Below are 23,917 nucleotides of genomic sequence, written 5' to 3' on the forward strand. Positions count from 1 at the left end.
CCCATCACTTGCGCGCGGCACGATCGGCTGCCAGCACGTCGCGCACCGTTTCGGCGAGCTGCTGGACCGAGAAGGGCTTGGCGAGGAAGGAGACGTTGGGAAGGTCGATCGACTTCCTGAGCTGCTCCTCGGCATAGCCGGAGATGAACAGGATCGGCAGGTCCGGATGGCGCTTGCGCGCCTCACGGGCGGTGGTGGGACCATCCATGGTCGGCATCACCACGTCCGAGATCATCAGGTCGACCTTCGGCTCCTTCGCCAGGATTTCCAGGCCCGCCTCGCCATTCTCGGCGACGAGCACGGTGTAGCCGTTGCGCGAGAGCGCGCGCTCGGCGACGGCGCGGACCATCGTCTCGTCCTCGACCAGCAGGACGGTGCCGCTGCCCCAGAGGTCGCCGGCCTTCTCCTTCGCCTTGGCCTTGGGCGCCGCCTCGCCGGGCTGGGCGCGGTGGACCGGCAGATAGATGGTGAAGCTGGTGCCCTTGCCGGGCTGGGATTCGGCGAAGATGAAGCCGCCCGACTGCTTGACGATGCCATAGACGGTGGAGAGGCCGAGGCCCGTCCCCTTCCCCACCTCCTTGGTGGTGAAGAACGGCTCGAAGATCTTGCCGAGGATTGCTGGCGGGATGCCGGTGCCGGTGTCGGTGACCTTGAGCCCGGTATAGTCGGCGATCGGCAGGATATCGGTGCCCATCCGGCGCACGTCGTCGGCGCTGACGGAAAAGGTCTGCAGGGTCAGCGTGCCGACGCCTTCGGGATCCTTGGCAACCATCGCGTCGCGGGCATTGACCGCAAGATTGACGATCACCTGTTCGAGCTGGCCGGGGTCGGCGCGCACCGGGCCGAGCCCGCGGCCATGCTTGACCTGGAGCCTGATCCGCTCGCCGAGCAGGCGGGTGAGCAGGTGCGAGACTTCCGAGACCACATCGGGAAGCTGGAGGACCTGGGGCCGCAGCGTCTGCTGCCGGGAGAAGGCGAGGAGCTGGCGGGTGAGGTTGGCGGCGCGGTTCGAGTTCGAGCGGATCTGCTGGATGTCGTCATAGTCGGAATCGCCCGGCGTATGACGCATCAGCATGAGATCGCAGGTGCCGAGGATCGCGGTCAGGATGTTGTTGAAGTCATGCGCGACGCCGCCGGCGAGCTGGCCGACCGCCTGCATCTTGGTCGCCTGGGCGATCTCGCGCTTCAACCGCGCCTCTTCGCTGTTGTCCCTGAGGCTGATCATCACCGCGGCGGCGCCGAGGCCGCGCGCGCCGGCGACGGTCATCGCCACCGGCTCCTCGGGATTGGTGCGCAGGCGGACGGCGAGGTCGCCCGAGAGCGCGCGGCCGCGGCCGAAGCGGCGGACGGCATCCGAGACCGCGCCCTTGTCCTCCTCGACGACGAGATCGCTCGGCCACGTCGGGCGTTCGCTCGGGGACAGGCCGGCGGCCTTGCGGAACTCCTTGTTGACGAAGACGAGGCGGCCGTCGGTGTCGGCGAGGGCGAGGCCGAGCGGCAGGCTGTCGAGCAGCGCGTGGATGTGCGCGCCGGCATCCTCGCCCGATGCGGCGGCGGGCGCGTCGTCCAGCATCAGGAAGAAGGAGGGCGATTCCGGCGTCTCGCCGAGCGGGATCTGGACGATGCGCAGCGGCGGGCCGGCCTTGCCCTCGGCGGCGAGGTGGAACTGGCCGTTTTCGGCCGCGGCGAGATGCTCGACCAGGCCGGTGCCGTCGGCGCTGTCCTCCTGATCGCCCATCGCGCGCTGGGCGAAGGCCGGGTTGGACGCGCGGATGCGTCCGTCCGCATCGGTGAGAACGAGCATCAGGCCGGCCTCGCCGATCCGCCGGCCGGCCTCGCCGGTGGCGAGCCGGCGCGCTTCGCCGGTGAGATCGAGCGCCTCGCCCTGGCCGAGGCGCCAGAGCAGCAGGTCGCCCTCGCCCGGTGCCGGGCCGACCTCGCCCCCGATCGTGCGGCCGTTGATCGCAAACGGCTCGAGCAGGGCGAGGCCGTCGCGGCGGGCGGCCCGGGCGGCGGCGGCGAGCGTCTCGCGCAGCTGTTCGTCGGGCAGCGCCGATGGCGCGACGCCGTGGCCGAGCCACTGGCCCCAGGCCCTGTTGGCGCAGATGAGGCGGCCCTGGGCGTCGGTGAGCGCCAGCGCCGTCCCCTCCCCCGCTGCATCGAGCGCGGCGCGGAGCAACGTGACGTCGGTCTGCGCGGTCAGCGGCGCCTGGGCCGGCACCGCCACGCGCGGACGGGCGAGCAGGAAGAGCGCGCCACCGACGCCGATGAGCCCGGCGAGGAAGATCCCGGCGAAGGCCGGGTCGCCGACCGCCCAGAGCAGCAGGCCCGCCGAAACGAACGCGGCCAGCGCGAAGAGCGGGAGATCGCGCCCGGGCCGCGGCCTGGCGGCGCCGTTCATCCCTGCATCTCCGTCGCCGCGCGCCGGTGGCCCCGGCGGCGCCACTTGCGCCCCTGCCACCAGCGCCAGATGTAGCGCGAGATCGCCCAGCCGACGACGCCCGAGACTGCAGCGATGATGAAAAGGCCCGAGATGACCGCAGGCGCCGCGTCGGAAAAGGCCCAGGCGGCCCAGTCGCCGAGGCTGGCGCCGCCGCTGTAGAGCGCCTGGAAGGAGGCGAGATCGGCGTGGAAGCCGAGCTTGTTGCCGACCCAGATCGAGGCGACCAGCAGGAAGGGCGTGGTCGCCGGATTGGTGAGGAAGGTCATCGCTGCGGCGATCGGGATATTGGCGCGGAACGGGATCGAGGCCAGGGCAGCGCCGATGATCTGGATGCCCGGGATCAGCGCGAAGATGCCGACGAACAGGCCGACGCCGACGCCGCGTGGCACCGAGCGTCGGGTGAAGCGCCAGAACTCGCTGTGAAGCACGCGACTGCCGAACACCCGCATCCAGCGGCTCTTCTCCAGATCCTCGCGCTTCGGGGCGTTCTTCGCCATCCAGCGACCGATGCGCTCAACCATGCTGGCGCAGCAGGCGGCCCTGCTCCCTCTTCCAGTCCTTTTCCTTCTCGTAGTCGCGCTTGTCGTGGCTCTTGCGACCCTTGGCGAGCGCGAGCTCGACCTTCGCCCGGCCGCGGCTGTTGAAATAGACCGACAGCGGCACGAGCGTCATGCCCTGGCGCGCGACCGCGCCGTGCAGCTTGGCGATCTGCCGCTGGTGGAGGAGCAATTTGCGCGGGCGCTTGGGCTCGTGGTTGAAGCGGTTGCCGTGGCTGAATTCGGGGATGTTGGCATTGATCAGCCAGACCTCCTCCTCGCTGACTTCGGCATAACTCTCGGCGATCGAGCCCTCGCCGAAGCGCAGGCTCTTCACCTCGGTGCCGGTCAGCGCGATGCCGGCCTCGTACTTGTCCTCGATCGCATAGTCGAACCGCGCCCGCCGGTTCTCGGCGACGACCTTCTTCTTGTCGAACTCGGTGGGGCGCGGGCGGGCCATCAGATCAGGCCGGCATGGGCCAGCGCCGCGTCGACGGCGCGGCGGCTCGCGTCGGAGGGCGGCGTCATCGGGAGGCGCAGGGCGGAGGGGAATTCGGGGCGGACACGGCTGAGCGCATATTTAACCGGTCCGGGTGAAGCATCGGTGAACAAGGCGGCGTGGAGCGGATAGAGCTGGTCCTGCAGCGCCAGCGCGTCCGCCCAGCGGTTCTCAAGACAGGCGTTCTGGAAGTCGGCGCACAGGCGCGGCGCGACATTGGCGCTGACCGAGATGCAGCCGACGCCGCCCATCGCGTTGAAACCCAGCGCCATGTCGTCATTGCCGGAGAGCTGGACGAAGTCGGGACCGCAGAGCTGGCGGTGGGCGGAGACGCGAGCGAGATTGCCGCAGGCATCCTTGATCGCGACGACGGTTGGCAGCGCCGCAATGCGGGCAAGCGTTTCGGGCAGGATGTCCGTCACCGTGCGGGTCGGCACGTTGTAGACGACGATCGGCAGGTCGCAGGCCTCGGCCAGTGCGGTGAAGTGCGCGACCAGCCCGTCCTGGTTCGGGCGATTGTAGTAAGGCAGGACGCACAGCGCGGCGTCGGCGCCGCGCGCCTTGGCCGCCTTCATATTCTCGATCGCGGTCTGGGTGCTGTTCGAGCCGCAGCCGGCAATCACCGGCACGCGTCCCGCCGCCTGTTCGACGCACACCTCGACGACGCGATAATGCTCCTCGGCGACCAAGGTCGCCGATTCACCGGTCGTACCGCAGGGCACGAGCGCATGACTGCCTTCCGCGATCTGCCAGTCCACGAACGCCCGGAACGCGCCCTCATCGAACGCTTCGTCGCGGAAAGGCGTCACCAGAGCGGGGATCGACCCCTTGAACATGAATGTCTCCTTCACCCCGCGGCGATGCCCGGCCTAGACATGGATATAGGACGTCCGGGGGGATGTTCATGGTCTGATAAGGAGGGGGCGGTCATTCTGTCCAGCATGCACAAGGGAGCGGGTCTTTTTCTCCTGATGGGTGTCTCGGTTGCCGCAGTTGCCGGCACGACGATGACCGTGCCCGCCGTTCAGGAACGCATCGCGAAGGCGCCGAATGCGTCCCGGGTCGCCGTCACCGCGCTGGCGCAGGCACCGTCGCGGCCGGCCCAAGGTTCGGCGATCGCCGGCGCGGTGGCGCGCTGGAACAGCCTGAGACAGAGCGACTCCCTGCCCTTCTCCTCCTACGCCTCGTTCCTCAGCACATACCGCGGCTGGCCCGGCGAGACCGCGATGCGCCGGACCGCGGAGCGCCGCCTGTCGGTCGAGCCGGTGTCGCCGCGCGAGGTGCTGCGCTTCTTCGACGCCTTCCCGCCACTCACCCCGACCGGCCATGCCCAGCGCGCCTTCGCGCTGCTGGCGACGGGCGAGCGCAGCCAGGCGCTGGAGGCGGCACGCACCGCCTGGACCTCGGGCGTGCTCGCCCAGACCGACGAATCGCGGCTGCTCGGTGCGTTCGGCAGCGGCTTCACCACCCGCGACCACGACCGGCGGATGGACGTGCTGCTCGACAATGGCGACCGGCAGAGCGCCGGGCGCACATTGGCGATGAGTTCGTCCGAGCGCCGCCCGCTCTACGAGGCGCGTCTCGCGATGCAGAACCGTTCGTCGGACGCCGCGCCGCGGCTCGCGGCGATCGGATCGGCGGCGGCGAGCGATCCCGGCTTCCTCGCCGACCGCGCCGTATGGCTGCGCGAGACGGGCAATTCGGCCGCGGCGCGCGAATGGCTGGCCCAGCCGCGACGGCTGCGCAACCCGCCGGCCAATCCCGAGAAGTTCATGGAAACGATGGTCGCCTTCGCGAGGGCCGCGTCGAACGACCGGCAGTGGACGACCGCCTACCGGATCGCCAGCCAGGTCGACGACATCTTCCCGGCCGGCACCGACGTCAGCCGCGGCACCTATGGCGAGCGCGACGAATATACCAACCTCACCTGGCTCGCCGGCCAGGCGGCGCTGCGCCTCAATCGCCCGGCCGACGCCGCGGCGATGTTCGACCGCTACGGCCGGGCCGCGCAATCGCCGCAGACCCGCGCGAAGGGCTTCTACTGGGCTGCGCGCTCGGCCGCGCAGGCGGGACAGACACAGCAGTCCAACGCCTGGCTCGAACAGGCCGCGGCGAGCCCCGACCAGTTCTACGGCCTGCTCGCGCTGGAGCGGCTGGGCCGCACCCCGCCCGCGCCGCCCGCGACACCGTCCGCAACCGCCGAAGAGCGCGCGGTCTTCGCCCGGCGACCGCTGGCCGAGGCGACCCGCTATCTCGGCATGACCGGGCAGCGGAACGACCAGACCCAGTTCGTCCGCGCGCTGGCGAGCAGCCTGGACAACGACCGCGACCGCGCCGTCGCCGCCGAGTTCGGCCGGTCGATCGGCCGGCTCGACATGGGCGTCTGGGCGGCACGCGAGGCGCGCTCGAACGGCGACAGCTTCTACACCCGCGCCGCCTTTCCCGAGGTCACCATACCGCCCGCCTATCGCAACCACTGGGCGGCGGCGCACGGCATCATGCGGCAGGAAAGCTCGTTCGAGCGCAGCGCGGTGAGCTCCGCCAATGCCCGCGGCATGATGCAGCTGATCCCGAGCACGGCGCAGATCGAGGCGCGGCGGCTCGGCGTGCCGTTCAATGCCGGGCGGCTGACCGAGGACCCGGACTACAACATCCTGCTCGGCACCGCGCACCTGTCGCGGCTGATGGACCAGTTCGGCGGCAATCTCGTGCTGGTCGCGGTCGCCTACAATGCCGGGCCTGGCCGTGTGCCGCAGTGGATCGCGGCCAACGGTGACCCCCGGCTGCCGGGCACGGACGTGGTCCAGTGGATCGAGAGCATCCCCTTCTCCGAGACGCGCAACTATGTGCAGCGCGTGGTCGAGAATGCGATGATCTACGACACCATCCATCCGGAGCGCAGCCGCTCGCATGGCCGCGTTTCCTACTATCTCGGCCAGCGCTCGGCGCGCTGAGGCCTTCCCGTCATTCCAGCGAAAGCTGAAATCTCGTTTCTTTCTTCCTTTTCGCCGCCCCTTCGCGCGCAAAATCGAGCGGCCGCGCGATGGCGTAGGGTGCGCGGAGAAGAAAAGGGAGATTCCAGCTTTCGCTGGAATGACGATAGGGAAAGGACATGAGCGAACGCCCGAACTACATCACGCCCGACGGCTTCCGGCGGCTGCGCGAGGAATATGAGGCGCTGTTCGGCGGCGAGCGGCCGAAGCTGCTCGAGACGATCGCCTGGGCGGCGGCGAACGGCGACCGCTCCGAGAATGCCGACTATCAGTACGGCCGGCGGCGGCTGCGGGAGATCGACCGGCGGATCAACTTCCTCGCGCGGCGGATGAAGGAAGCCAAGGTGACCGATCCGGCGCGGCAGCCCGACCGGAGCCGGGTCTGGTTCGGCGCGACGGTGACGCTGGCCGACGAGGACGACAACGCGCGGATCGTCACTCTGGTCGGCGAGGACGAGGCCGATGCCGGCACCGGCCGGATCAGCTGGTATTCCCCGATCGCCCGCGCCGTCCGCGGCGCCGCGGTGGGCGATCTCAGGCGGGTCGCCCTCCCCTCGGGCGAGAAGGAATATGAGGTGATGGCGATCGCCTATCCCCCCGACTCGTCATGCCGGACTTGATCCGGCATCCACCTTTCCTTTCCTCAGAAAGAAGATGGACCCCGGATCAAGTCCGGGGTGACAAAGGAGTGGCCACGCCGCGCAGGTCCCGCGGGCTGCGGCCGGTCCAGCGCTTGAAGGCGCGGGAGAAGGCGGCGGGATCGGAGAAGCCGAGGCGGTAGGCGGCGTCCTTCACCGACAGGCCCTGGTCGCGGATCAGCTTGAGCGCCCGGCGATGGCGCAGCCCGTCGAGGATCTGCTCGAAGGTCAGCCCTTCGGCCTTGAGGCGGCGATAAAGGGTCTGGCGACTGCAGCCCATCGCCTTGGCGACGCGGTCGATCCGGGCCTCGCCCGCGGCGAGCAACGGCTCCAGGTGGCGTTCGACCTCGCGGCGAAGCGCGCTTGGGCGGGATTGCATTTCCTTGCCGACGGCCTTGGCGATCTCGCCGAACAACAGGGCGAGCGCGCTTCGGCGTTGCCCGGAACCGGCGGGCGCCCGCCGCGCCGTGAAGGCTGCCCCGATCGCTTCCGGCCAGACGAAGGCGCAATCGTCGCGCCGCTCGCAGGTGCCGCAGGACTGGGCCCGCATCCGTTCGATACAACCTGCGATCATGTCTTTGATCCCCCCGATCATGGGCAGCACTGTACTATTTCAATAATACGCTTCTTTCCGGACAGGCACAAGGGAGAGCGGCGTGACCCCGATCATGTTGGTGCATATCATTGGCGGCAGCATCGCCTTGCTGTCGGGCGCCGCGGCGCTCATCCTTCGCAAGGGATCGCGCTGGCACGCGCAAGCCGGCACGGCCTTCTTCGCGGCGATGCTGGTCCTGGCCGGCACCGGCGCGGTGATCGCGGCGCTGAAGCCGGAGCGGGGGACCGCGGTGATCGGCATCTTCACCTGTTATCTGGTGACCACCGCCTGGAGCGCGGCACGGCGCCGCGACGGGCGGCCGGGCGGGCTCGAACATGCGGCGCTGGCGGTCGTGCTCGGCTGCATGGCCGCGCTGCTGTCCTTCGGCGTGTCGGGGCTCAATGATCCGGCCGGCCGGGTCGACAGCCTGCCCTGGCAGGTCCATTTCGTCTTCGGTGCGGTCGCCGGGCTGGCCGCGATCCTCGACCTCAATTTCCTGCGCAAGGGTCAGCTGGCCGGGATGCAGCGGATCGGCCGGCACCTGTGGCGGATGTCGACGGCGATGCTGATCGCGACCACGTCCTTCTTCCAGGGCCAGCAGGACGAGTTTCCCGAGGCCTGGCAGGGTGCGATCCTGTGGAACGCGCTGCCGCTCATGGTGCTCGCGGCGATGCTGTTCTGGATCGTCCGCGTCCGCTTCAGCGCGGCCTTCCGGAAATGGCCGCCGCGGATCGCCGAGCCGGCCGAGGCCGCGGCCTGATCAGCGTAGATAGCGGCCGGCCGCGGCGACCAGGGCGGTGCGGATCTCCGGATCGGTGATGCGCATGTCGCGGTCGTGGTCGGCGTAGTAGCGGAACCAGATGTTGGCGCGATGGGCGGTGTCCTCGCTGACGAAGCCTTCCGCCGCGTCGCGGAAGCCGAGCGTGACGATGGCGCGGCCTTCCGGGGTTTCGAGCAACCAGGGATCGAGCGTCCCGACGCCAGGGCCGCGCAATTCACCCTCGTAGGGCCGGCGCTCGCGCCAGGCATCGCCGGCATAGGCGTAGCGGCCGTAGCCCGGCGCGCCATAGTGGAAATCGTCCCAGGCGCAGGCGCCGAGGGCCGCGCTCGCTGTCAGAATCAGAAGGATCGTGCGCCGCATGTCCGCTCTCCCTGTCGAGTACGACCCTAGCAAAGGATGCCGGCTCAATCGCCGTCGCCGAGCGCCTCGCGGAAGGACTGTGCCAGATCGGGACGGATCGGCGGCGGCTTTTTCGGCAGCGCGGCGGCGAGCGTGTCGGCGACCTGGGTCAGCGCGGCGATGCGGGCGGCCTTCTTGTTGTTGCCGTCGATCACCGTCCAGGGCGCCCAGCGCGTGTCGGTACGCTCGAACATGTCCTTGAGCGCCTTCGTATAATCGTCGCGGCGGGCGCGGTTGCGCAGATCCTCCGGGCCGACCTTCCAGTGCTTCCAGGGGTCGTCGAGGCGGGCGCGCAGGCGCTTGTCCTGCGTCTCCTGCGTCACGTGAAAGAAGAGCTTGATCAGGATCGTGCCGTCGGCGGCGAGCTGCGCCTCGAACTCGTTGATCTCGTCATAGGCGCGCTTCCACTCGGCCTCGGTCGCGAAGCCCTCGACCCGCTCGACGAGGACGCGGCCGTACCAGGTGCGGTCGAAGATCGCGACCTCGCCGGCCTCAGGCAGGCGCGTCCAGAAACGCCAGAGATAGTGGCGGGCCTTCTCCTCCAGCGCCGGCGCGGAGATCGGCCAGACCTTGTAGGTGCGGGGATCGCAGGTGGCGGTCAGCCGCTGGATCGCCCCGCCCTTCCCCGCCGCGTCCCAGCCCTCGACGGCGATGATCGCCTTCTTCCTGTGGACGTCGGCGGTGACGAAGAGGCGGGAGAGGCGTTCCTGCAAGGCTTCGAGGTCGGTTTCGTAGTCGCCTTCATAATTGGCGCCGGATTCGTGCTCCCCGAGATCGATGGTCATTTGCTCGGCGCCCCAGTCATGTGTTCAGATACGGCCTGGCAATCACGTCGAAATCCTCCGGCTCAGTCGCCGAAACGATGGCGAGGAGCGCCGCGGATCGATCCCCTGACATATCGAAGAACCGCCGGCACATGTCGAGGCCGACCGCATAGCCGAGCTGGGCGGGACGATCCGGCCGGTCCTCATTCCGCCCGCTGAACCAGCCCCGCGATTGCGCGGCGGGGTGTGAAGCGATGGCGATAAACTCCCGCCTGAGTTCATCGGCATGCCTCTGGAAATAGCGGTGGCGTTCGCGGAGCTGGGCCGTCGTCAACCACGACACCAGCTCGGCGCCGCCCTCGCGGACGGCCATGGCGAGATTGGTGGCCCGGCCGGGGACGGTATACAGCCGGCGATATTGTTCCAGCCCCTGCCGATGGACCTGCGCGACATGGCCGTATTCATGCGCGACGAAGCCGACCACGTCCTCTATCTGCGCCCGACCGGCGCGGCCCTCCGGAAACTCCGACATGTCGGTTTCGGCGGTCATGCCCACATGCTCGACGGGCATAAGGATGCCTAAGCTCGCCGCATCCGTGCCGGACCGGACTTCCCGTGGCGTCGCGCCGGGCCCGAGCGTGCCGACGAGGAAGAAAACGGGCGCATCAGGCGTCCCAGGCAGGAGCGCTCGAACGCGCGCCATCGCCTGAAGGATGCCGGGCTCGAAAGGCCGCAGGCGGTCGCGTAAGCCCACCAGCGCGCGATAGAAAAGCGGCCGTTCGGCCAGACGCTCCGCATAGGCTGCCGGGGTGACCCGATAGGTGCGCAGATAAGCCGCAAGGCCCGCCGACGCAGCCTCCAGATAGTCGGCAATCGCCTGTTCCGTCGACCGGGTGGCGATCAACGCCTCGAAGCGCTCCAAATCTTCGAAACGGAGCATAGATGACGAATGGCCAGAATCGCCCCATGCAGGACGGCCCGAGAACCCAGCGATCGCTGCGGCGCCAGAACGGACGACGGCACGCCGTGACCAGCCCATCGATGATCCTTTCTTCGTCGGGAAGACGGGGATGGTTTAACGGATTTAGCCCGTTGCCGCCTCCGCGATGCGGATAGACAGCTCGCGCAGCTGCTTGGCCGTCACGTTGCCCGGCGCGTTCATCATCAGGTCCTCGGCCTTCTGGTTCATCGGGAAGAGGACGACCTCGCGGATGTTGGGCTCGCCGGCGAGCAGCATGACGATGCGGTCGATGCCGGGCGCGGAGCCGCCGTGTGGCGGGGCGCCGAACTTGAAGGCGTTGATCATGCCCGCGAAGTTTGTGTCGACGTCCGCTTGCGTGTAGCCGGCGATCTCGAACGCCTTGTACATGATGTCCGGGCGGTGGTTGCGGATCGCGCCCGAGCTCAGTTCCACGCCGTTGCAGACGATGTCGTACTGGTAGGCGAGGATGTCGAGCGGGTCCTTCGTCTCCAGCGCCTCGAGGCCGCCCTGCGGCATCGAGAAGGGGTTGTGGCTGAAGTCGACCTTCTTGGCGTCCTCGTCATACTCGAACATCGGAAAGTCGACGATCCAGCAGAATTCGAAGCGGCTCTCGTCGATCAGACCGAGCTGCTCGGCGATGCGGGTGCGGGCGGCGCCGGCGAGCTTGGCCGCGGCGCCTTCCTTGCCGGCGGCGAAGAAGATGCCGTCGTCCGGGCCGAGGCCCAGCGCCTCGATGAGCTTGCGGGTGGCTTCCTCGCCGTGATTCTTGGCGATCGGGCCGCCCAGCTCGCCGCCCTTCTGCGTGATGTAGCCGAGGCCGGCATGGCCTTCGGAGCGCGCCCAGTCGTTCATGTCGTCGAAGAACTTGCGGCTCTTCTCGGCCGTGCCCGGCGCCGGGATGGCGCGAACGACGTCGCCGCCCGAAACGATCCGGTCGAACAGGCCGAAGCCCGAGCCCTTGAAATGGTCGCTGACGTCGGAGATCAGGATCGGGTTGCGCAGGTCCGGCTTGTCCGAGCCGTATTTGAGCATCGCTTCCCTGAACGGGATGCGGCGGAACGGCAGCGGCGAAACGCTGCGGCCCTTGCCCTGCCAGTCGGCGAACTCCTCGAACACGCCGTGCAGCACCGGCTCGATCGCCGCGAACACGTCGTCCTGCGTCACGTAACTCATCTCGAAATCGAGCTGGTAGAACTCGCCGGGCGAGCGATCGGCGCGGGCGTCCTCGTCGCGGAAGCAGGGCGCGATCTGGAAATAGCGGTCGAAGCCGGCGACCATGATCAGCTGCTTGAACATCTGCGGCGCCTGCGGGAGCGCGTAAAACTTGCCCGGGTGGACGCGGCTCGGGACAAGATAGTCGCGCGCGCCCTCCGGCGACGAGGCGGTCAGGATCGGGGTCTGGAACTCGGTGAAGCCCTGGTCGATCATCCGGCGGCGGATCGAGCTGATCACGTGGCTGCGCAGCAGGATGTTGGCGTGCAGCCGCTCGCGCCTCAGGTCCAGGTAGCGGTAGCGCAGGCGGATGTCCTCGGGATAGTCGGCCTCGCCGGCGACCGGCAGCGGCAGCTCGTCGGCGGCGGACTGGACGGTGACGCTGTCCGCGACCACCTCGATCGCACCGGTCGGCAGGTTCGGGTTGGTCGCCTCGGGACCGCGCGACACGACCTCGCCGTCGATCGTCACCACGGATTCGGCGCGCAGATGTTCGAGCACCTTCAGCGGTTCGCTGTCGGCGCGGGCGACGATCTGGGTGAGGCCGTAATGGTCGCGCAGATCGACGAACAGCACCCCGCCATGGTCGCGCTTGCGGTGGACCCAGCCGGACAGGCGGACCCGGCTGCCGACATGGCTTTCGCGGAGTTCGCCGCAGGTGTGGGTGCGATAGGCGTGCATCGGGTCGCTTTCGAAGTCTGAAATATGTGGAAAAGTATGTGCGAGGCGCTTCGCGTCACTCACAGCGCTTTGTCAAGCGATCTGCCCGTGGTTATGACGGCCGCCAATGCAGATTCATTCCCTCATCACCGACACCGAGTCTCTCGAAAAGCTCTGCGAACGGCTGGCCCGGTCCGATTTCGTCGCGGTCGACACCGAATTCATGCGCGAGAACACCTATTGGCCTGACCTGTGCCTCTTGCAGGTCGCGAGCCGCGAGGAGGCCGCCGCGATCGACCCCAAGGCCGAGGGAATCGATCTCGCGCCGCTGCTCGAGCTGCTCGTCAACAACGAGGAGGTCCTGAAGGTCTTCCATGCCGGCGGGCAGGATATCGAGATCGTCGTCAACCTGACCGGCCGCACCCCGCATCCCATGTTCGACACCCAGGTCGCCGCGATGGCGCTCGGGCTCGGCGAGCAGGTCGGCTATTCCAATCTCGTCGAATCGCTGCTCGGGCGCAGTCTCGACAAGGGCGCGCGCTTCACCGACTGGGCCCGCCGCCCGCTCGACAAGCGCCAGATCGACTATGCGATCGGCGACGTGACGCACCTTGCCGAGCTCTTCCCGAAGATGCTCGACCGGCTCATGAAGACCGGGCGCGGCGCCTGGCTGGACCAGGAGATGGAGCGGATCTCCGACCCCGCCAACTATCTCAACGATCCAGCGACATCCTGGAAGAAGGTCAAGGTGCAGAGCCGCAAGGCCGAAGTGCTCGGGCGGCTGAAGGCGCTCGCCGCCTGGCGCGAGGTCGAGGCGCGCTCGAAGAACCTGCCGCGCGGGAGGATCATGAAGGACGAGACGCTCGCCGACGTCGCCATGCACCCGCCGGCCGATCAGGACGCGCTCGGCAAGGTACGCGGCCTCTCCCCCGCCTGGCGGACCAACGACATCGGCGGACGGATGATCGAGGCGCTTGGGCATGCGCGGCCGTTGCCACCGGACGAGATGCCGGCGCGGGACGAACGCTCGCCGGGCCTGGGCCGCGAGGGTGCGCTGGTCGCCGACCTGCTGAAGCTGCTGCTCAAGATCCGGGCGCGCGAGAGCAATGTCGCGCCACGACTGGTCGCCCGCTCCGAGGAACTGGAATTGCTTGCTGCGGGCCGGCGCGAGGGGCTCTCGATCCTCGAAGGCTGGCGCTACGAGGAGTTCGGGCGCGACGCGCTCGACCTCGTCGAGGGGCGCTTGGCCTTCGCGATCCGCAATGGCAAACTGGTGATGACCCGGACCGAAGTGGAGAGCGTATCATGAAAGCCGCCGTCACCGCCCTCGCCATGATGACCGTCGCCTGCACGACCACGCCGCCGGAGGAAGGCGGCAATGGTGGGCCCGGCGGCGCCCAGCGCTGCAACGCCGACGGGCTGCAGAGCCTCGTCGGCCAGCCGGGGACCCCCGAGCTCGGCGCCCAGGCACAGCAGCGGAGCAATGCGCGCACCCTGCGCTGGATTCGCCCGGGCGACGCAGTGACGATGGACTATCGCGAGGATCGCCTGAATATCGAGCTCGATGCCGAGGGCAAGGTCGCCCGCTTCAACTGCGGCTAGGCGCCTGCCGCGACCGCCGCGGCGTGCTGCCTTGCCAGCTCGACATAATGGGCGACGCCGGCCCGCATGCCGGCAATGTCGGCCTGGCTCAGATCGCGGACATATTTGGCCGGGCGACCCGCCCAGAGCTGTCCCGAAGGGATTCGCCGGCTCGGCGTCAGCATTGCGCCGGCGGCGAGCATCGCGTCGCCTTCGATCTCGCAGCCGTCCATGACGATCGCGCCGAGCCCGACGAAGGCACGGTCATGGAGCAGGCAGCCATGGACCATCGCCAGATGGCCGATCAGCACGTCGGCGCCGATGATCGTCGGATGGCCGTCCGGCGTGCCCGGTCTCGGCGAGTCGCAATGGATGACGGTGCCGTCCTGCACGTTGGTGCGCGCGCCGATGCGGATGCGGTTCACGTCGCCGCGCAGCACGCAATTGTACCAGATGCTCGCCTCCGGCCCGAGCTCGATATCGCCGATCAGCACCGCGCCCGCGGCGACGAAGGCGGCCGGGTCGATCCGCGGCGTTTTGCCGCCGATGGCCAGGAGGCGCGCGTCCCTCACCTCATTCACCGCCCGGCCACAGATCGGGATAGTTGATGATCGAGAGGATCGACGCGTGGTCGTCGCTCCAGCCGGAGAAGCCCCGGGTCGGCTCCAGCACCTCCCAGTAGATGCTGTCGGCGCCGCTCAGCTGGTAGAGCTGGTTGAGGGTTTCGGGGTTGCGCGACAGGGCGATCCAGACCGAGATGGTGAGGTTGGCGGCCTGCTCGTCCTCCTCCGGCACATATTGCAGCAGCCAGGCCGTCCAGCCCTCGCGCCGGGCGATGTCGGCGACCACCGGCTTCAGGTCGAGATAGCGGTTGGAGACATGGAACAGCACGATGCCGTTCGGCTGCACCGCCCGGCCATAGACCCGCAGCGCCTCGCGCGTGAGGAGGTGCATCGGCACCGAATCGGACGAGAAGGCGTCGACGGCGAGCACGTCGAAGGAATTGGCCGGCTCGCGGGCCATGCTCAGGCGGGCGTCGCCGAGGACGATGCGCGCGTCGGGCGCGCAGCGGTTCAGGAAGCTGAACCGGTTGCGGGCGACGTCGACCATCGCCGGATCGATCTCGAAGAAGGTCCAGCGCTGGCCGGGCTGGTGATAGCAGGAGAGCGTGCCGCTGCCGAGGCCGATCACCCCGATCCGCGCAGTGCCGCCGAACAGGGCATTGGCGTTGTCCAACACCAGGCCCACCCCGGAACGGCGGGCATAATAGCTGGTCGGCATCGTCTCGAGCCCCGGCTCGAGGTTCTGGATGCCGTGCAGGGTCGTGCCGTGGGTGAGCACGCGGGCCGATCCGTCCGGCCGCTCATAGACCTCGTAGATCCCGAAATAGGAACGGGTCCGGTCCTCGATGCCGGTGCGGGCGATCGTCGACCAGCCGCCATAGCTCAGCATCAAGGCCGCAAGGCTGACGGTAAAGGCCCAGCGCCGGCCGAGGCAGGCCAAGGCGAACAGCGACACGACGATGCTGCCGGCCATGGTCACCATCGGCGAATGGCCGAGATAACCCTGCTCGGTCAGATAGGAGAGCGCCAGCGCGGAGAGCGGCACGACGATCGCGATGATGCGCGCGCGCGACGACGGCCAGGGCAGCAGGATATATTGCGGCACGAGCAGCGCCGCGCCGAGGATCAGCAGCGGGTGCTCATAGGCCCAGTCGAACAGGAGCGGCGCGACGATCGCGCAGAACAGGCCGCCGAGCATGCCGCCGAACGACATGGCGAGGTAGAAGCGAGTGAGGTGGCCGACCGCGGGGCGCAGGCGAAACATCTCGCTGTGCAGCGCCACGGCGATCGCGAACAGCAGGGCGAGCCCCATCGTTGCCGAGACGAACGGATTGCGCGTGCCGTCGCTGAACGCGAGGCCGCCGCAGATCAGGATGACGAGCGGCGCGCCGATGGTAATGACCTCGGCCGGCTTGCGACGCGCGGCGAAGGCGATCACCCAGCTGAGGAGATAGAGGCCGAGCGGCAGCACCCAGAGCAGGGGCATCGCGACGATGTCGGTGGTGAGGTGCGTCGTCGTCGACAGCATCAGGCCCGACGGCACGGCGGCGAGCGCGATCCAGTGCAGCGTGCGGCGAATGGTCGGCGGCGCCTCCTGCTCTTCCGGGACGACCTCGACCGCGTCGGCCGGCACGGTCAGCGCGCAGCCGATGACGAGCAGGACCAGCGCCGCATAGATGCCCGTCCACAGCCAGCTCTGCTGCTGGAGCGTCATCAGCGGCTCGACGATCAGCGGATAGGAGATGAGGCCGGCGAAGCTGCCGAGGTTGGACGCCGCATAAAGCGGATAGGGATCGCCGCGGCTCGTCTCCAGCGCATACCAGCGCTGCATCAAAGGCGCCTGGGCTGAGACGATGAAGAACACGGGACCGATCGAGTTCAGCAGGAACCAGGGCACCCAGATCGCTGGCTCGAAGGTGGCCGGCGGCACCGCAGAGGTGAGCCCGATCGGCAGCCAGAGCGCCGCGACGCCGAACAGGACGATGTGGATCCCCGCCTGCCGCCGCGGCTTCATCCGGGCCACCCAATGGGCGTAGGCATAGCCGGCGAGCAGCAGGAACTGGTAGACCAGCATCGCGCTGTTCCACACCGAGGGCGCGCCGCCGATCCGGGGCAACGCCATGCGCGCGATCATCGGCTGGGTGAGGAAGAGCAGGAACGACCCGGTGACGATGGTCAGCAGGAAGAGCGGACGCGCATAGCGCTCGTTGACCCGTCCGGCGGCGGCTTCACTGTGCACTCAGTCTTCCTTCCGATTGCAGCGCAGCGGCGGTGCGGACCAGGACGTCGATGGCGTCATCGATATGCGCCAGATGGGTACGGAACGACAATATCGCGCAACGCAGCCAGGGCGCACCGTCGATCCGGGTGCCGCTCAGGAAGAGCCGGCCTTCCTCCTGGATGCGGCGCAGCAGGCGATCGTTGAACGCGTCGGTGTTGCCCCTACCCGGGCGGAAACGGAAGGCCACGATCGACAGATCCGGTGGGCCGCCCACCTCCCAGCCGTCCAGCGCCGCCAGCCGGGCATGAAAGTAACGGGCGAGCCCGATCTTCTCGGATTGCGCGGCGCGAAAGGCAGCGACGCCGGCGGCCTGCAGCGGCAGCCAGAGGCGCAGCGCGCGGAAATGGCGGGTGAGCTCGGGCGAGAGGTCCGCCGGCGACGGGCCGACGCCGGTCTCGCCCAGCGGCTGGATATAGTCGGCGCTGGCGCTGAAGGCATGAAGCAGGTGGCGACCGTCGCGGACGACAACGGCGCCGGTGCCGTAGGGCAGGAAGAGGGTCTTGTGCGGGTCGAGCGCGACGCTGTCTGCGGCATCGAGCCCGTACAGTGCCGCCTTGCCCTCCTCGCACAGCATGAAGAGACCGCCATAGGCGCCATCGACATGGAACCAGGCGCCATGGCGGGCGCAGAGCGCGGCGATCCCGGCGAGCGGATCGACCGAACCGGTGTCCACCGTCCCGGCCGAGGCGACGACCAGCCAGGGCCGGATGCCGGACGCACGATCCTTCTCCAGCGCCTCGGCCAGCGCGCCGATGTCCATGCGATGCTGCGAGTCGGTCGGAATTAATCGTCGAGGCGCGCGCCCGCGCCCGGCGATGTTCAGGCCCTTGTCGATGCAGTGATGGGCGAATCGGGTGAGATAGACCGCGCCGCCGCCCTCGGCATCCCGTGCCTCGCGCGCCGCGACGATGGCGGTGAGGTTGGCGAGGCTGCCGCCCGAGGTCAGCGTGCCCGCCGCACCTTCCGGAAAGCCGATGACCCGCGCGATCCAGGCAGCGGTCGCATTCTCCAGCCGCACCGCGCCGGGCGCGGCGGAAGCGAAGCCCGAATATTTGTTGGTCGCCGCGGCAAGGAAATCGGCAAGTGCCGAATGGAACAGGCCGCCGCCCGGCACATAGCCCATGAAGCGCGGTGAGGTGGTCGTGATGCCGGGCTCGGCAACCGCGCGATGGAAATAGGCGATCAGCTCGGCGAGATCGCGGCCTTCGTCGCCGAACTCGCCGTCCAGGGGCCGCACGCCCTCCCAGTTGCGGTTGGCCGGCGCCCCGGGGAGGGCGTCGAGAAACCCTTGAGCGTAGTCGAGCGCATCGGCGGCCAGCGTGCGCCGGCGCTCCGCATCCGGCTCGAGCGGCGCCGCCGCCGCTTCCAGCGCAGCGATCTCGGCGCGCAGCGCGTCGAGCATCAGCGCCCGAGCAGCCGTGCCGCGTGCGCGGCGTGATAGGTGAGCACGCCCGAACAGCCGGCGCGCTTGAAGGCCATCAGGGTTTCGAGGACGAGGGCGTCGCGGTCCCCCGCCCCGGCCGCGGCGGCGGCCTCGATCATCGCATATTCGCCGGATACTTGATACGCGAAGACAGGGACTTCGAACCGTTCTTTCACACGGCGGACGATGTCGAGATAAGGCAGGCCCGGCTTCACCATCACCGTGTCGGCGCCCTCGGCGAGATCGAGCGCGACCTCACGCAGCGCCTCCTCGGCATTGGCCGGGTCCATCTGGTAGGACTTCTTGTCGCCCTTGAGCAGGCCGCGGCTGCCGACCGCATCGCGGAACGGCCCGTAGAAGGCCGAGGCATATTTGGCGGCATAGGCCATGATCTGGACGTTGACATGCCCCGCCTGTTCGAGGGCTGAACGGATCCTGCCCACGCGGCCGTCCATCATGTCGGACGGCGCGACGATGTCCGCGCCCGCCTCGGCCTGCACCAGCGCCTGATTGACGAGGACGTCGACGGTATCGTCGTTCAGCACATAGCCCGCATCATCGACGAGGCCGTCATGGCCGTGCGCGGTATAGGGGTCGAGCGCGACATCGGTCAGGACGCCGACCTCGGGCGCGGCCTCCTTGGCGGCGCGCACCGCGCGGCAGATCAGGTTGTCGGGGTTGAGCGCCTCGCGCGCGTCGGTGCTGCGCAGGCCCGGCGGCGTATTGGGGAAGAGCGCGATGCACGGAATGCCGAGCTCACGCGCCTCGCGGGCGCGATCCCGGATCAGGTCGACCGACCAGCGCGACACGCCGGGGAGCGAGGCGATCGGTTCCTCGACGCCCTCCCCTTCGGTGATGAACAGCGGCCAGATCAGGTCAGCGGGAGCGAGGACGGTCTCGGCGACGAGCGCGCGGCTCCACGCGGCGGCGCGGGTGCGGCGCAGGCGCAGGGCGGGATAGCTGGCGGAGGTCATTGCGAGGGAGCGCTTAGCGCGGCGGCGCGCCCGCGCAAAGAAGATTGGACAGGATCGGCTTTTTGATGCGTTGGTCGGAGGTGCCCGATTCCCGCCCGGTCCCCAAGGAAGCGATTCTCATCGTCAACGCGCATTCGCGCAAGGGGCGCAAGCTGTTCCGCCGGGCCGTCTTCCGGCTGCGCGAGGCGGGGATAAGGCTGACCGCAGCCCATGCGGTGCGCAAGACCCGCAACCTCATCCCGACCGTCAAGGCCGCGGTCCGCAGCGGCGCGCCGATGGTGATCGTCGGCGGCGGCGACGGATCGCTCTCCTCGGCGGTCGACGAGCTGGTCGACCGCGACTGCGTGTTCGCGCTGCTGCCGCTCGGGACGGCGAACAGCTTCGCGCGCACCCTCGGAATCCCGCTCGACCTCGAGGGCGCCATCCGGACGATCGCCACGGGCAAGCGGTGGCGCGTCGATCTCGGTGTCATCGACGGCGACTATTTCGCCAACAGTGCCGCGATGGGCCTGTCGCCGCTGGTCGGCGCAACCGTGCCGCACAATCTCAAGAAGTTGCTCGGCCGGTTCGGCTATCTGATCTGGGCCGGCATCCAGACCGTCCGCTTCAAGCCCTTCCACCTCACCGTCGAGATCGATGGCGAGCGGCACGAGATGGACGCGATGGAGGTGCGAATCGCCAATGGCGGCTTCCATGGCGGAGTCGAGGTGGTCGACGCGGCCGAGGTCGACAGCGGCGAGATCGTGGTCCAGGCGGTGACGGGGCGCGAGAAGAACCGGCTGCTGTGGAACTGGATCGGCATCCTGCTCAGGCTCGAGTCGCGGCGCGAGACGGTGCGCGATTTTCATGCGCGTAAGCTCAGGCTGATCACCGACCCGCCCCTTCCCATCTCGATCGACGGCGAAGTGCTGGGACACACGCCGGCGACGGTCGAGGTTGCCGAGCGGGCGATCGTGGTGGTCGTGCCAGCGGACAGTTGAACCGAATTTCATGCTGCGTTGCACAAAATTGACTTGAGAACGCTAACATGGGTCCTTTATAAGGACCCAATGGACACGAACCGGCCGATCTTCGAGGCGATCGCGACCCGCAAATGCGTGGCTGCGACCTACAACCGCACGGCGTTCAAGCTGGCGCCGCACATCCTCTATACGCGTCACGACGAGCTCTATGTCGACGCCGTCGCGGTGGAGCGCGATGGCCAGCCGCCGCGCGAGATCAAGCTCGGGACCTTCAAGCTTGCCGGCCTCAAGGACGTGGCCGTCGCCGACATGCCGTTCGAGCCCGAGTCGCTGTTCGATCCCAATGACGGCAAATATCGGGGCGTGACGTTGTTCGCAGTCTGAGGCCCCCTTGCGGTTGGGGTGATAACCGCGTTAGGATGCATCCGATGACCCGTACTTGGCTCTACACCTATTTTACCGGCTTTACCGCCTTTGGCGGGAGGAGTCGGGCGCGCGCGTAACGCACAAGCACAGCCTGATTTCCGCGAACCGCCAGCTGCAAAACTGGCGGTTTTTTATTGCCCTTCACAAGAGTATCGGACCCGACATGACGCACCAGACCGACGACGTCCGCATCGACGAGATCAAGGAGCTCTCGCCCCCCGCCCACCTGCTGCGCGAATTCGCGATCAGCGGCGAGATCAGCGACACGGTCTATGCGGCGCGCCAGGCGATCCACCGCATCCTGCACGGGCAGGAGGAGCGGCTGCTGGTCGTGGTCGGGCCCTGCTCCATCCATGATCCGGCCGCTGCGCTCGACTATGCGGTCCGGCTGGCGGAGCAGCGTCAGCGGCTCGGGGACCGACTCGAAATCGTGATGCGGGTCTATTTCGAGAAGCCGCGCACGACGGTCGGCTGGAAGGGCCTGATCAACGATCCGGACCTCGACGGCAGCTTCAACATCAACAAGGGCGTGCGCGTCGCGCGTGAGCTGCTGCTCGACATCAACCGGATCGGCCTGCCGGCGGGCACCGAGTTCCTCGACATGATCACGCCGCAGTACATCGCCGATCTTGTCGCCTGGGGCGCGATCGGGGCGCGCACGACCGAGTCGCAGACCCACCGCGAGCTTGCCTCGGGCCTCTCCTGCCCGGTCGGGTTCAAGAACGGCACCGACGGCAATCTCAAGATCGCGCTCGATGCGGTGACGGCCGCGTCGCAGCCGCACCATTTCCTGTCGGTGACCAAGGGCGGCCATTCGGCGATCGTGGCGACGAAGGGCAATGACGACTGCCACATCATCCTGCGCGGCGGGAAGGAGCCCAATTACGATCATGCCAGCATCGAGGCGGCCGCCCGCGAGGCGGCGAAGGCCGGTTGCGATCGCCGGATCATGGTCGATGCGAGCCACGGCAACAGCCGCAAGAAGCCGGAGAACCAGCGGCTGGTGGTCGCCGACGTCGCCGGGCAGATCAAGGCCGGCGAGCGGCGGATCTTCGGGATGATGATCGAGAGCCACCTCATCGGCGGGCGGCAGGAGCTCGTGCCGGGCCAGTCGTTGACCTACGGCCAGAGCGTGACCGACGGCTGCATCGGCTGGGACGAGACGGTCGAGCTGCTCGACGTGCTGGCCGATGCGGTGGGCGAACGGACGGCGCTGGCGGCCTGAGGCGTCCTATTTCGGCGCCGACTGGCGACGGACGCTGAGCGAGGCACCGTCGATCGTCAGGGTCAGGCCATCGGGGTCGCCACCCTCGTCGATGAGGAAGACATGATCGCCATTTGCCTGGACGATCGCACTCATCGCCCGTTCGATCGGGATCCGTACCGTTGGAATCCGCGCATAGTCGGAGCTTACTTCAACGAGATTGGCGCCGACACGGGTGACGGTAATCGTTACGCCCGACCGCGACGATCCGCGCGCATCGGAGATCACGTCGCCATAATAGGTGCCCGCGACTCGATCCGCGATGTCCTGCCCGTCCGGCCGGCTCGCCTGTGTGCCGGATGCAATGGCGGGCATCGGGGCGGCGACCGAAGCTGCGGAGATCACAAGCAGGGCTGCGTGAAGTGCGATTCGCTCCATCCGCCCCTCCAGAAAAACAGGACGCGACGGGCTTGTCGTAGCCGGTCCGCCGCTGAGGAGCAACGTGAGCTAGCCCGAAGGATTGAGCCGTCCGCCCGGCTCCGCGACGGCCTGTGCCTCCTCTTCCAGCTCGGTGACAGGCGGCGGGGCCATCATCCGGCTCTCCCGCCAGCCGCCGTGCAGATAGAAGGCGATCGCCATCGCCATATTGGCGAGCGCACTGACCGGAAAGCTGAGCCACAGCGCGTCCGCCCCGAGCCATGGATAGGCACCGACGGCGAAGCCGAGGCGGATCGGAAACAGGCCGATGGCGAAGATGATCAGCGGGCCCAGCACCGCGCCATTGGCGCGCACCGTGCCGAAGAGGATCATGGTCACGCCGAACAGCAGGAAGCTCCACGTGACGAGGAGCTGGATATGCCGGGCGATCGGCAGCGCCGGGCTCTCGCCGCCGAGGAACAGGGCGAGCGCCGGCCGATCGGCCACCGCGAGCACGACCACCAGCGATCCGGTAATGGCAAGGTTATAGAGGATGCCGGCACGCGTGACCTTGCCCACCCGATCCCATCGCCCGGCACCGATATTCTGGGCCACCATGGCGCTGACCGCGGCGGCCAGCGCCATGGCGGGCATCTGGATATAGGCCCACAGCTGCAGGACCACGCCGAAGGCGGCGGTGGTGTGAACGCCTTCGCGGTTGACGAGGCCGAGGGCGGCGAGCGCGGAGGCGGAGACCACGATCATCTGCAGGCCCATCGGCACGCCCTTGCGCACGACGATGCCGAGCAACGCCCGATCGGGCCAGAGAAGGCGCAGCTCCGCCCCGCGCAACCGGATCGGCAGGTCGCGGCGATAGATGAACACGATCAGGCCGATCAGGGCGACGTAATTGGCGACGACCGTCGCCATCGCCGATCCGGCGATGCCCATTGCCGGCACCGGGCCGAGCCCGAGGATGAAGACGGGGTTGAGGCCGCTGTCGAGCACCACGGCGACGATCATGAACCAGAGCGGGGTCATCGCATCCCCGGCCCCGCGCAGGCTCATGACGAGCAAGGTCGCGAGCAGGATCGGCGGCATGGCGATGAAGATGACGCGCAGATAGGCGAGCGCGAGCGGCACCGCGTCGGGCGGCGTGGCGAGAATGCGCAGCAGGTCCGGCGCGAAGATCCAGCCGAGCAGGCCGATCGCGGCGGCCACAGGCACGAAGGCGCCGATCACGGTGCCGGTCACCCGCCGCACTTCGGCGAGATCGTGGCGGCCGAACGCCTGGCCGATCAGCACCGTGGCCGCCATGCCGAAGCCGAAGACGAAGGCCATCAGCAGGAACATCGTCATGTTGGCGTTGGACGTCGCCGCCAGCGCGTCCTCGCCGAGGAAGCGCCCGACCCAGATCGCGTTGATCGACCCGTTCAGCGACTGGAGAACCGAGGAGATGAGCGTCGGGACGGCAAAAGCGAGCAGCACCGGGCCGATCGGGCCGGTGGTGAGGTCGCGCTGGCCTGGCCTGCTTGCCGTCGGTGCTGACGTCCGTTCGTCTCCCATCCGGCCCCCTGCCGCCGT

General features: G+C 68.4%; 24 protein-coding genes. 8 read left to right on the forward strand and 16 right to left on the reverse strand.

The window, feature by feature from the left end; genetic code table 11:
* Positions 1–4: 4 nt before the first annotated feature.
* The 4 genes from RCO27_RS01310 to dapA are packed head-to-tail and all read right to left on the reverse strand — an operon-like array spanning position 5 to position 4,314.
* Positions 5–2,401, reverse strand: coding sequence for a response regulator (locus RCO27_RS01310; RefSeq protein ID WP_309000835.1), 2,397 nt, complete (start codon positions 2,399–2,401; stop codon positions 5–7).
* Entirely contained in the window at positions 2,398–2,964 is a 567-nt protein-coding gene (locus tag RCO27_RS01315; protein ID WP_309000836.1) for a DUF2062 domain-containing protein, read from the reverse strand. The genes RCO27_RS01310 and RCO27_RS01315 overlap by 4 nt, the downstream gene beginning before the upstream one ends.
* A complete protein-coding gene (smpB, locus tag RCO27_RS01320) occupies positions 2,957–3,439 on the reverse strand; it encodes an SsrA-binding protein SmpB (RefSeq protein WP_309000837.1) in 483 nt (160 codons plus the stop codon). The genes RCO27_RS01315 and smpB overlap by 8 nt, the downstream gene beginning before the upstream one ends.
* Positions 3,439–4,314: a 4-hydroxy-tetrahydrodipicolinate synthase gene (gene dapA / locus RCO27_RS01325; RefSeq protein WP_309000838.1), complete on the reverse strand. Its 876-nt coding sequence runs from the start codon at positions 4,312–4,314 to the stop codon at positions 3,439–3,441. The genes smpB and dapA overlap by 1 nt, the downstream gene beginning before the upstream one ends.
* A 135-nt stretch (positions 4,315–4,449) precedes the next feature.
* On the opposite strand from dapA, the gene RCO27_RS01330 reads away from it, so the two are divergent.
* A complete protein-coding gene (locus tag RCO27_RS01330) occupies positions 4,450–6,432 on the forward strand; it encodes a lytic transglycosylase domain-containing protein (RefSeq protein WP_309000839.1) in 1,983 nt (660 codons plus the stop codon).
* 10 nt (positions 6,433–6,442) lie between these two features.
* Here the strand turns inward: RCO27_RS01330 and RCO27_RS01335 are convergent, their stop codons facing one another.
* Positions 6,443–6,592, reverse strand: coding sequence for a hypothetical protein (locus tag RCO27_RS01335; protein ID WP_309000840.1), 150 nt, complete (start codon positions 6,590–6,592; stop codon positions 6,443–6,445).
* On the opposite strand from RCO27_RS01335, the gene greB reads away from it, so the two are divergent.
* The gene (gene greB, locus RCO27_RS01340) at positions 6,591–7,091 is read left to right on the forward strand and encodes a transcription elongation factor GreB (RefSeq protein ID WP_309000841.1); all 501 of its coding nucleotides are present in this window, start codon (positions 6,591–6,593) and stop codon (positions 7,089–7,091) included. The genes RCO27_RS01335 and greB overlap by 2 nt on opposite strands.
* 46 nt (positions 7,092–7,137) lie before the next feature.
* Here greB and RCO27_RS01345 read toward each other — a convergent pair whose 3' ends face one another.
* The gene (locus tag RCO27_RS01345; protein WP_309000842.1) at positions 7,138–7,683 is read right to left on the reverse strand and encodes a helix-turn-helix domain-containing protein; all 546 of its coding nucleotides are present in this window, start codon (positions 7,681–7,683) and stop codon (positions 7,138–7,140) included.
* An 82-nt stretch (positions 7,684–7,765) separates the two neighbouring features.
* Between RCO27_RS01345 and RCO27_RS01350 the strand changes: the two genes are divergently transcribed.
* Positions 7,766–8,464 (forward strand): DUF2306 domain-containing protein, encoded by a 699-nt coding sequence (locus RCO27_RS01350; RefSeq protein WP_309000843.1) that lies wholly within the window; start codon positions 7,766–7,768, stop codon positions 8,462–8,464.
* Here RCO27_RS01350 and RCO27_RS01355 read toward each other — a convergent pair whose 3' ends face one another.
* The 4 genes from RCO27_RS01355 to aspS all read right to left on the reverse strand — a co-directional run bounded on the left by RCO27_RS01355 (position 8,465) and on the right by aspS (position 12,523).
* Positions 8,465–8,845 (reverse strand): hypothetical protein, encoded by a 381-nt coding sequence (locus RCO27_RS01355; protein WP_309000844.1) that lies wholly within the window; start codon positions 8,843–8,845, stop codon positions 8,465–8,467.
* A gap of 44 nt (positions 8,846–8,889) precedes the next feature.
* Positions 8,890–9,669: a polyphosphate kinase gene (locus RCO27_RS01360; protein WP_309000845.1), complete on the reverse strand. Its 780-nt coding sequence runs from the start codon at positions 9,667–9,669 to the stop codon at positions 8,890–8,892.
* A gap of 16 nt (positions 9,670–9,685) precedes the next feature.
* Complete coding sequence (locus RCO27_RS01365; protein WP_309000846.1) at positions 9,686–10,588, reverse strand: hypothetical protein; 903 nt, start codon at positions 10,586–10,588, stop codon at positions 9,686–9,688.
* A 144-nt stretch (positions 10,589–10,732) separates the two neighbouring features.
* Positions 10,733–12,523, reverse strand: a complete 1,791-nt coding sequence (gene aspS / locus RCO27_RS01370) for an aspartate--tRNA ligase (RefSeq protein ID WP_309000847.1) — start codon at positions 12,521–12,523, stop codon at positions 10,733–10,735.
* 106 nt (positions 12,524–12,629) lie between these two features.
* On the opposite strand from aspS, the gene rnd reads away from it, so the two are divergent.
* On the forward strand, positions 12,630–13,811 hold the full coding sequence (gene rnd, locus RCO27_RS01375) for a ribonuclease D (protein ID WP_309000848.1): 1,182 nt from the start codon (positions 12,630–12,632) through the stop codon (positions 13,809–13,811).
* On the forward strand, positions 13,808–14,104 hold the full coding sequence (locus RCO27_RS01380; RefSeq protein ID WP_309000849.1) for an I78 family peptidase inhibitor: 297 nt from the start codon (positions 13,808–13,810) through the stop codon (positions 14,102–14,104). The genes rnd and RCO27_RS01380 overlap by 4 nt, the downstream gene beginning before the upstream one ends.
* Here RCO27_RS01380 and RCO27_RS01385 read toward each other — a convergent pair.
* Genes RCO27_RS01385 through hemB form a run of 4 tightly spaced genes read right to left on the reverse strand, consistent with a single transcriptional unit; the run spans position 14,101 to position 19,324 of the window.
* Positions 14,101–14,655 (reverse strand): gamma carbonic anhydrase family protein, encoded by a 555-nt coding sequence (locus RCO27_RS01385; RefSeq protein WP_309001888.1) that lies wholly within the window; start codon positions 14,653–14,655, stop codon positions 14,101–14,103. The genes RCO27_RS01380 and RCO27_RS01385 overlap by 4 nt on opposite strands.
* Position 14,656: 1 nt before the next feature.
* On the reverse strand, positions 14,657–16,885 hold the full coding sequence (locus tag RCO27_RS01390) for a fused MFS/spermidine synthase (protein ID WP_309000850.1): 2,229 nt from the start codon (positions 16,883–16,885) through the stop codon (positions 14,657–14,659).
* A complete protein-coding gene (locus tag RCO27_RS01395) occupies positions 16,875–18,329 on the reverse strand; it encodes an aminotransferase class I/II-fold pyridoxal phosphate-dependent enzyme (protein ID WP_309000851.1) in 1,455 nt (484 codons plus the stop codon). Before RCO27_RS01395 ends, RCO27_RS01390 begins: the two co-directional genes overlap by 11 nt.
* On the reverse strand, positions 18,329–19,324 hold the full coding sequence (gene hemB / locus RCO27_RS01400) for a porphobilinogen synthase (protein WP_309000852.1): 996 nt from the start codon (positions 19,322–19,324) through the stop codon (positions 18,329–18,331). The genes RCO27_RS01395 and hemB overlap by 1 nt, the downstream gene beginning before the upstream one ends.
* Positions 19,325–19,389: 65 nt before the next feature.
* Here hemB and RCO27_RS01405 point away from each other — a divergent pair, with 65 nt between their 5' ends.
* From RCO27_RS01405 to RCO27_RS01415, 3 genes are all read left to right on the forward strand, one after another.
* Positions 19,390–20,304 carry a YegS/Rv2252/BmrU family lipid kinase gene (locus RCO27_RS01405; RefSeq protein ID WP_309000853.1) on the forward strand — a complete coding sequence of 305 codons (915 nt, stop codon included), beginning with the start codon at positions 19,390–19,392 and terminating at the stop codon, positions 20,302–20,304.
* 69 nt (positions 20,305–20,373) lie between these two features.
* The gene (locus RCO27_RS01410; RefSeq protein WP_309000854.1) at positions 20,374–20,670 is read left to right on the forward strand and encodes a hypothetical protein; all 297 of its coding nucleotides are present in this window, start codon (positions 20,374–20,376) and stop codon (positions 20,668–20,670) included.
* A gap of 205 nt (positions 20,671–20,875) precedes the next feature.
* Positions 20,876–21,937, forward strand: a complete 1,062-nt coding sequence (locus RCO27_RS01415; protein WP_309000855.1) for a 3-deoxy-7-phosphoheptulonate synthase — start codon at positions 20,876–20,878, stop codon at positions 21,935–21,937.
* Positions 21,938–21,943: 6 nt separating this feature from the next.
* Here the strand turns inward: RCO27_RS01415 and RCO27_RS01420 are convergent, their stop codons facing one another.
* Positions 21,944–22,354: a hypothetical protein gene (locus tag RCO27_RS01420; protein WP_309000856.1), complete on the reverse strand. Its 411-nt coding sequence runs from the start codon at positions 22,352–22,354 to the stop codon at positions 21,944–21,946.
* A gap of 69 nt (positions 22,355–22,423) precedes the next feature.
* On the reverse strand, positions 22,424–23,899 hold the full coding sequence (locus tag RCO27_RS01425; RefSeq protein ID WP_309000857.1) for an MATE family efflux transporter: 1,476 nt from the start codon (positions 23,897–23,899) through the stop codon (positions 22,424–22,426).
* Positions 23,900–23,917: the final 18 nt, after the last annotated feature.

Origin of the sequence: Sphingosinicella sp. LHD-64 (assembly GCF_031157375.1) — a bacterium.
Classification (GTDB): domain Bacteria; phylum Pseudomonadota; class Alphaproteobacteria; order Sphingomonadales; family Sphingomonadaceae; genus Allosphingosinicella.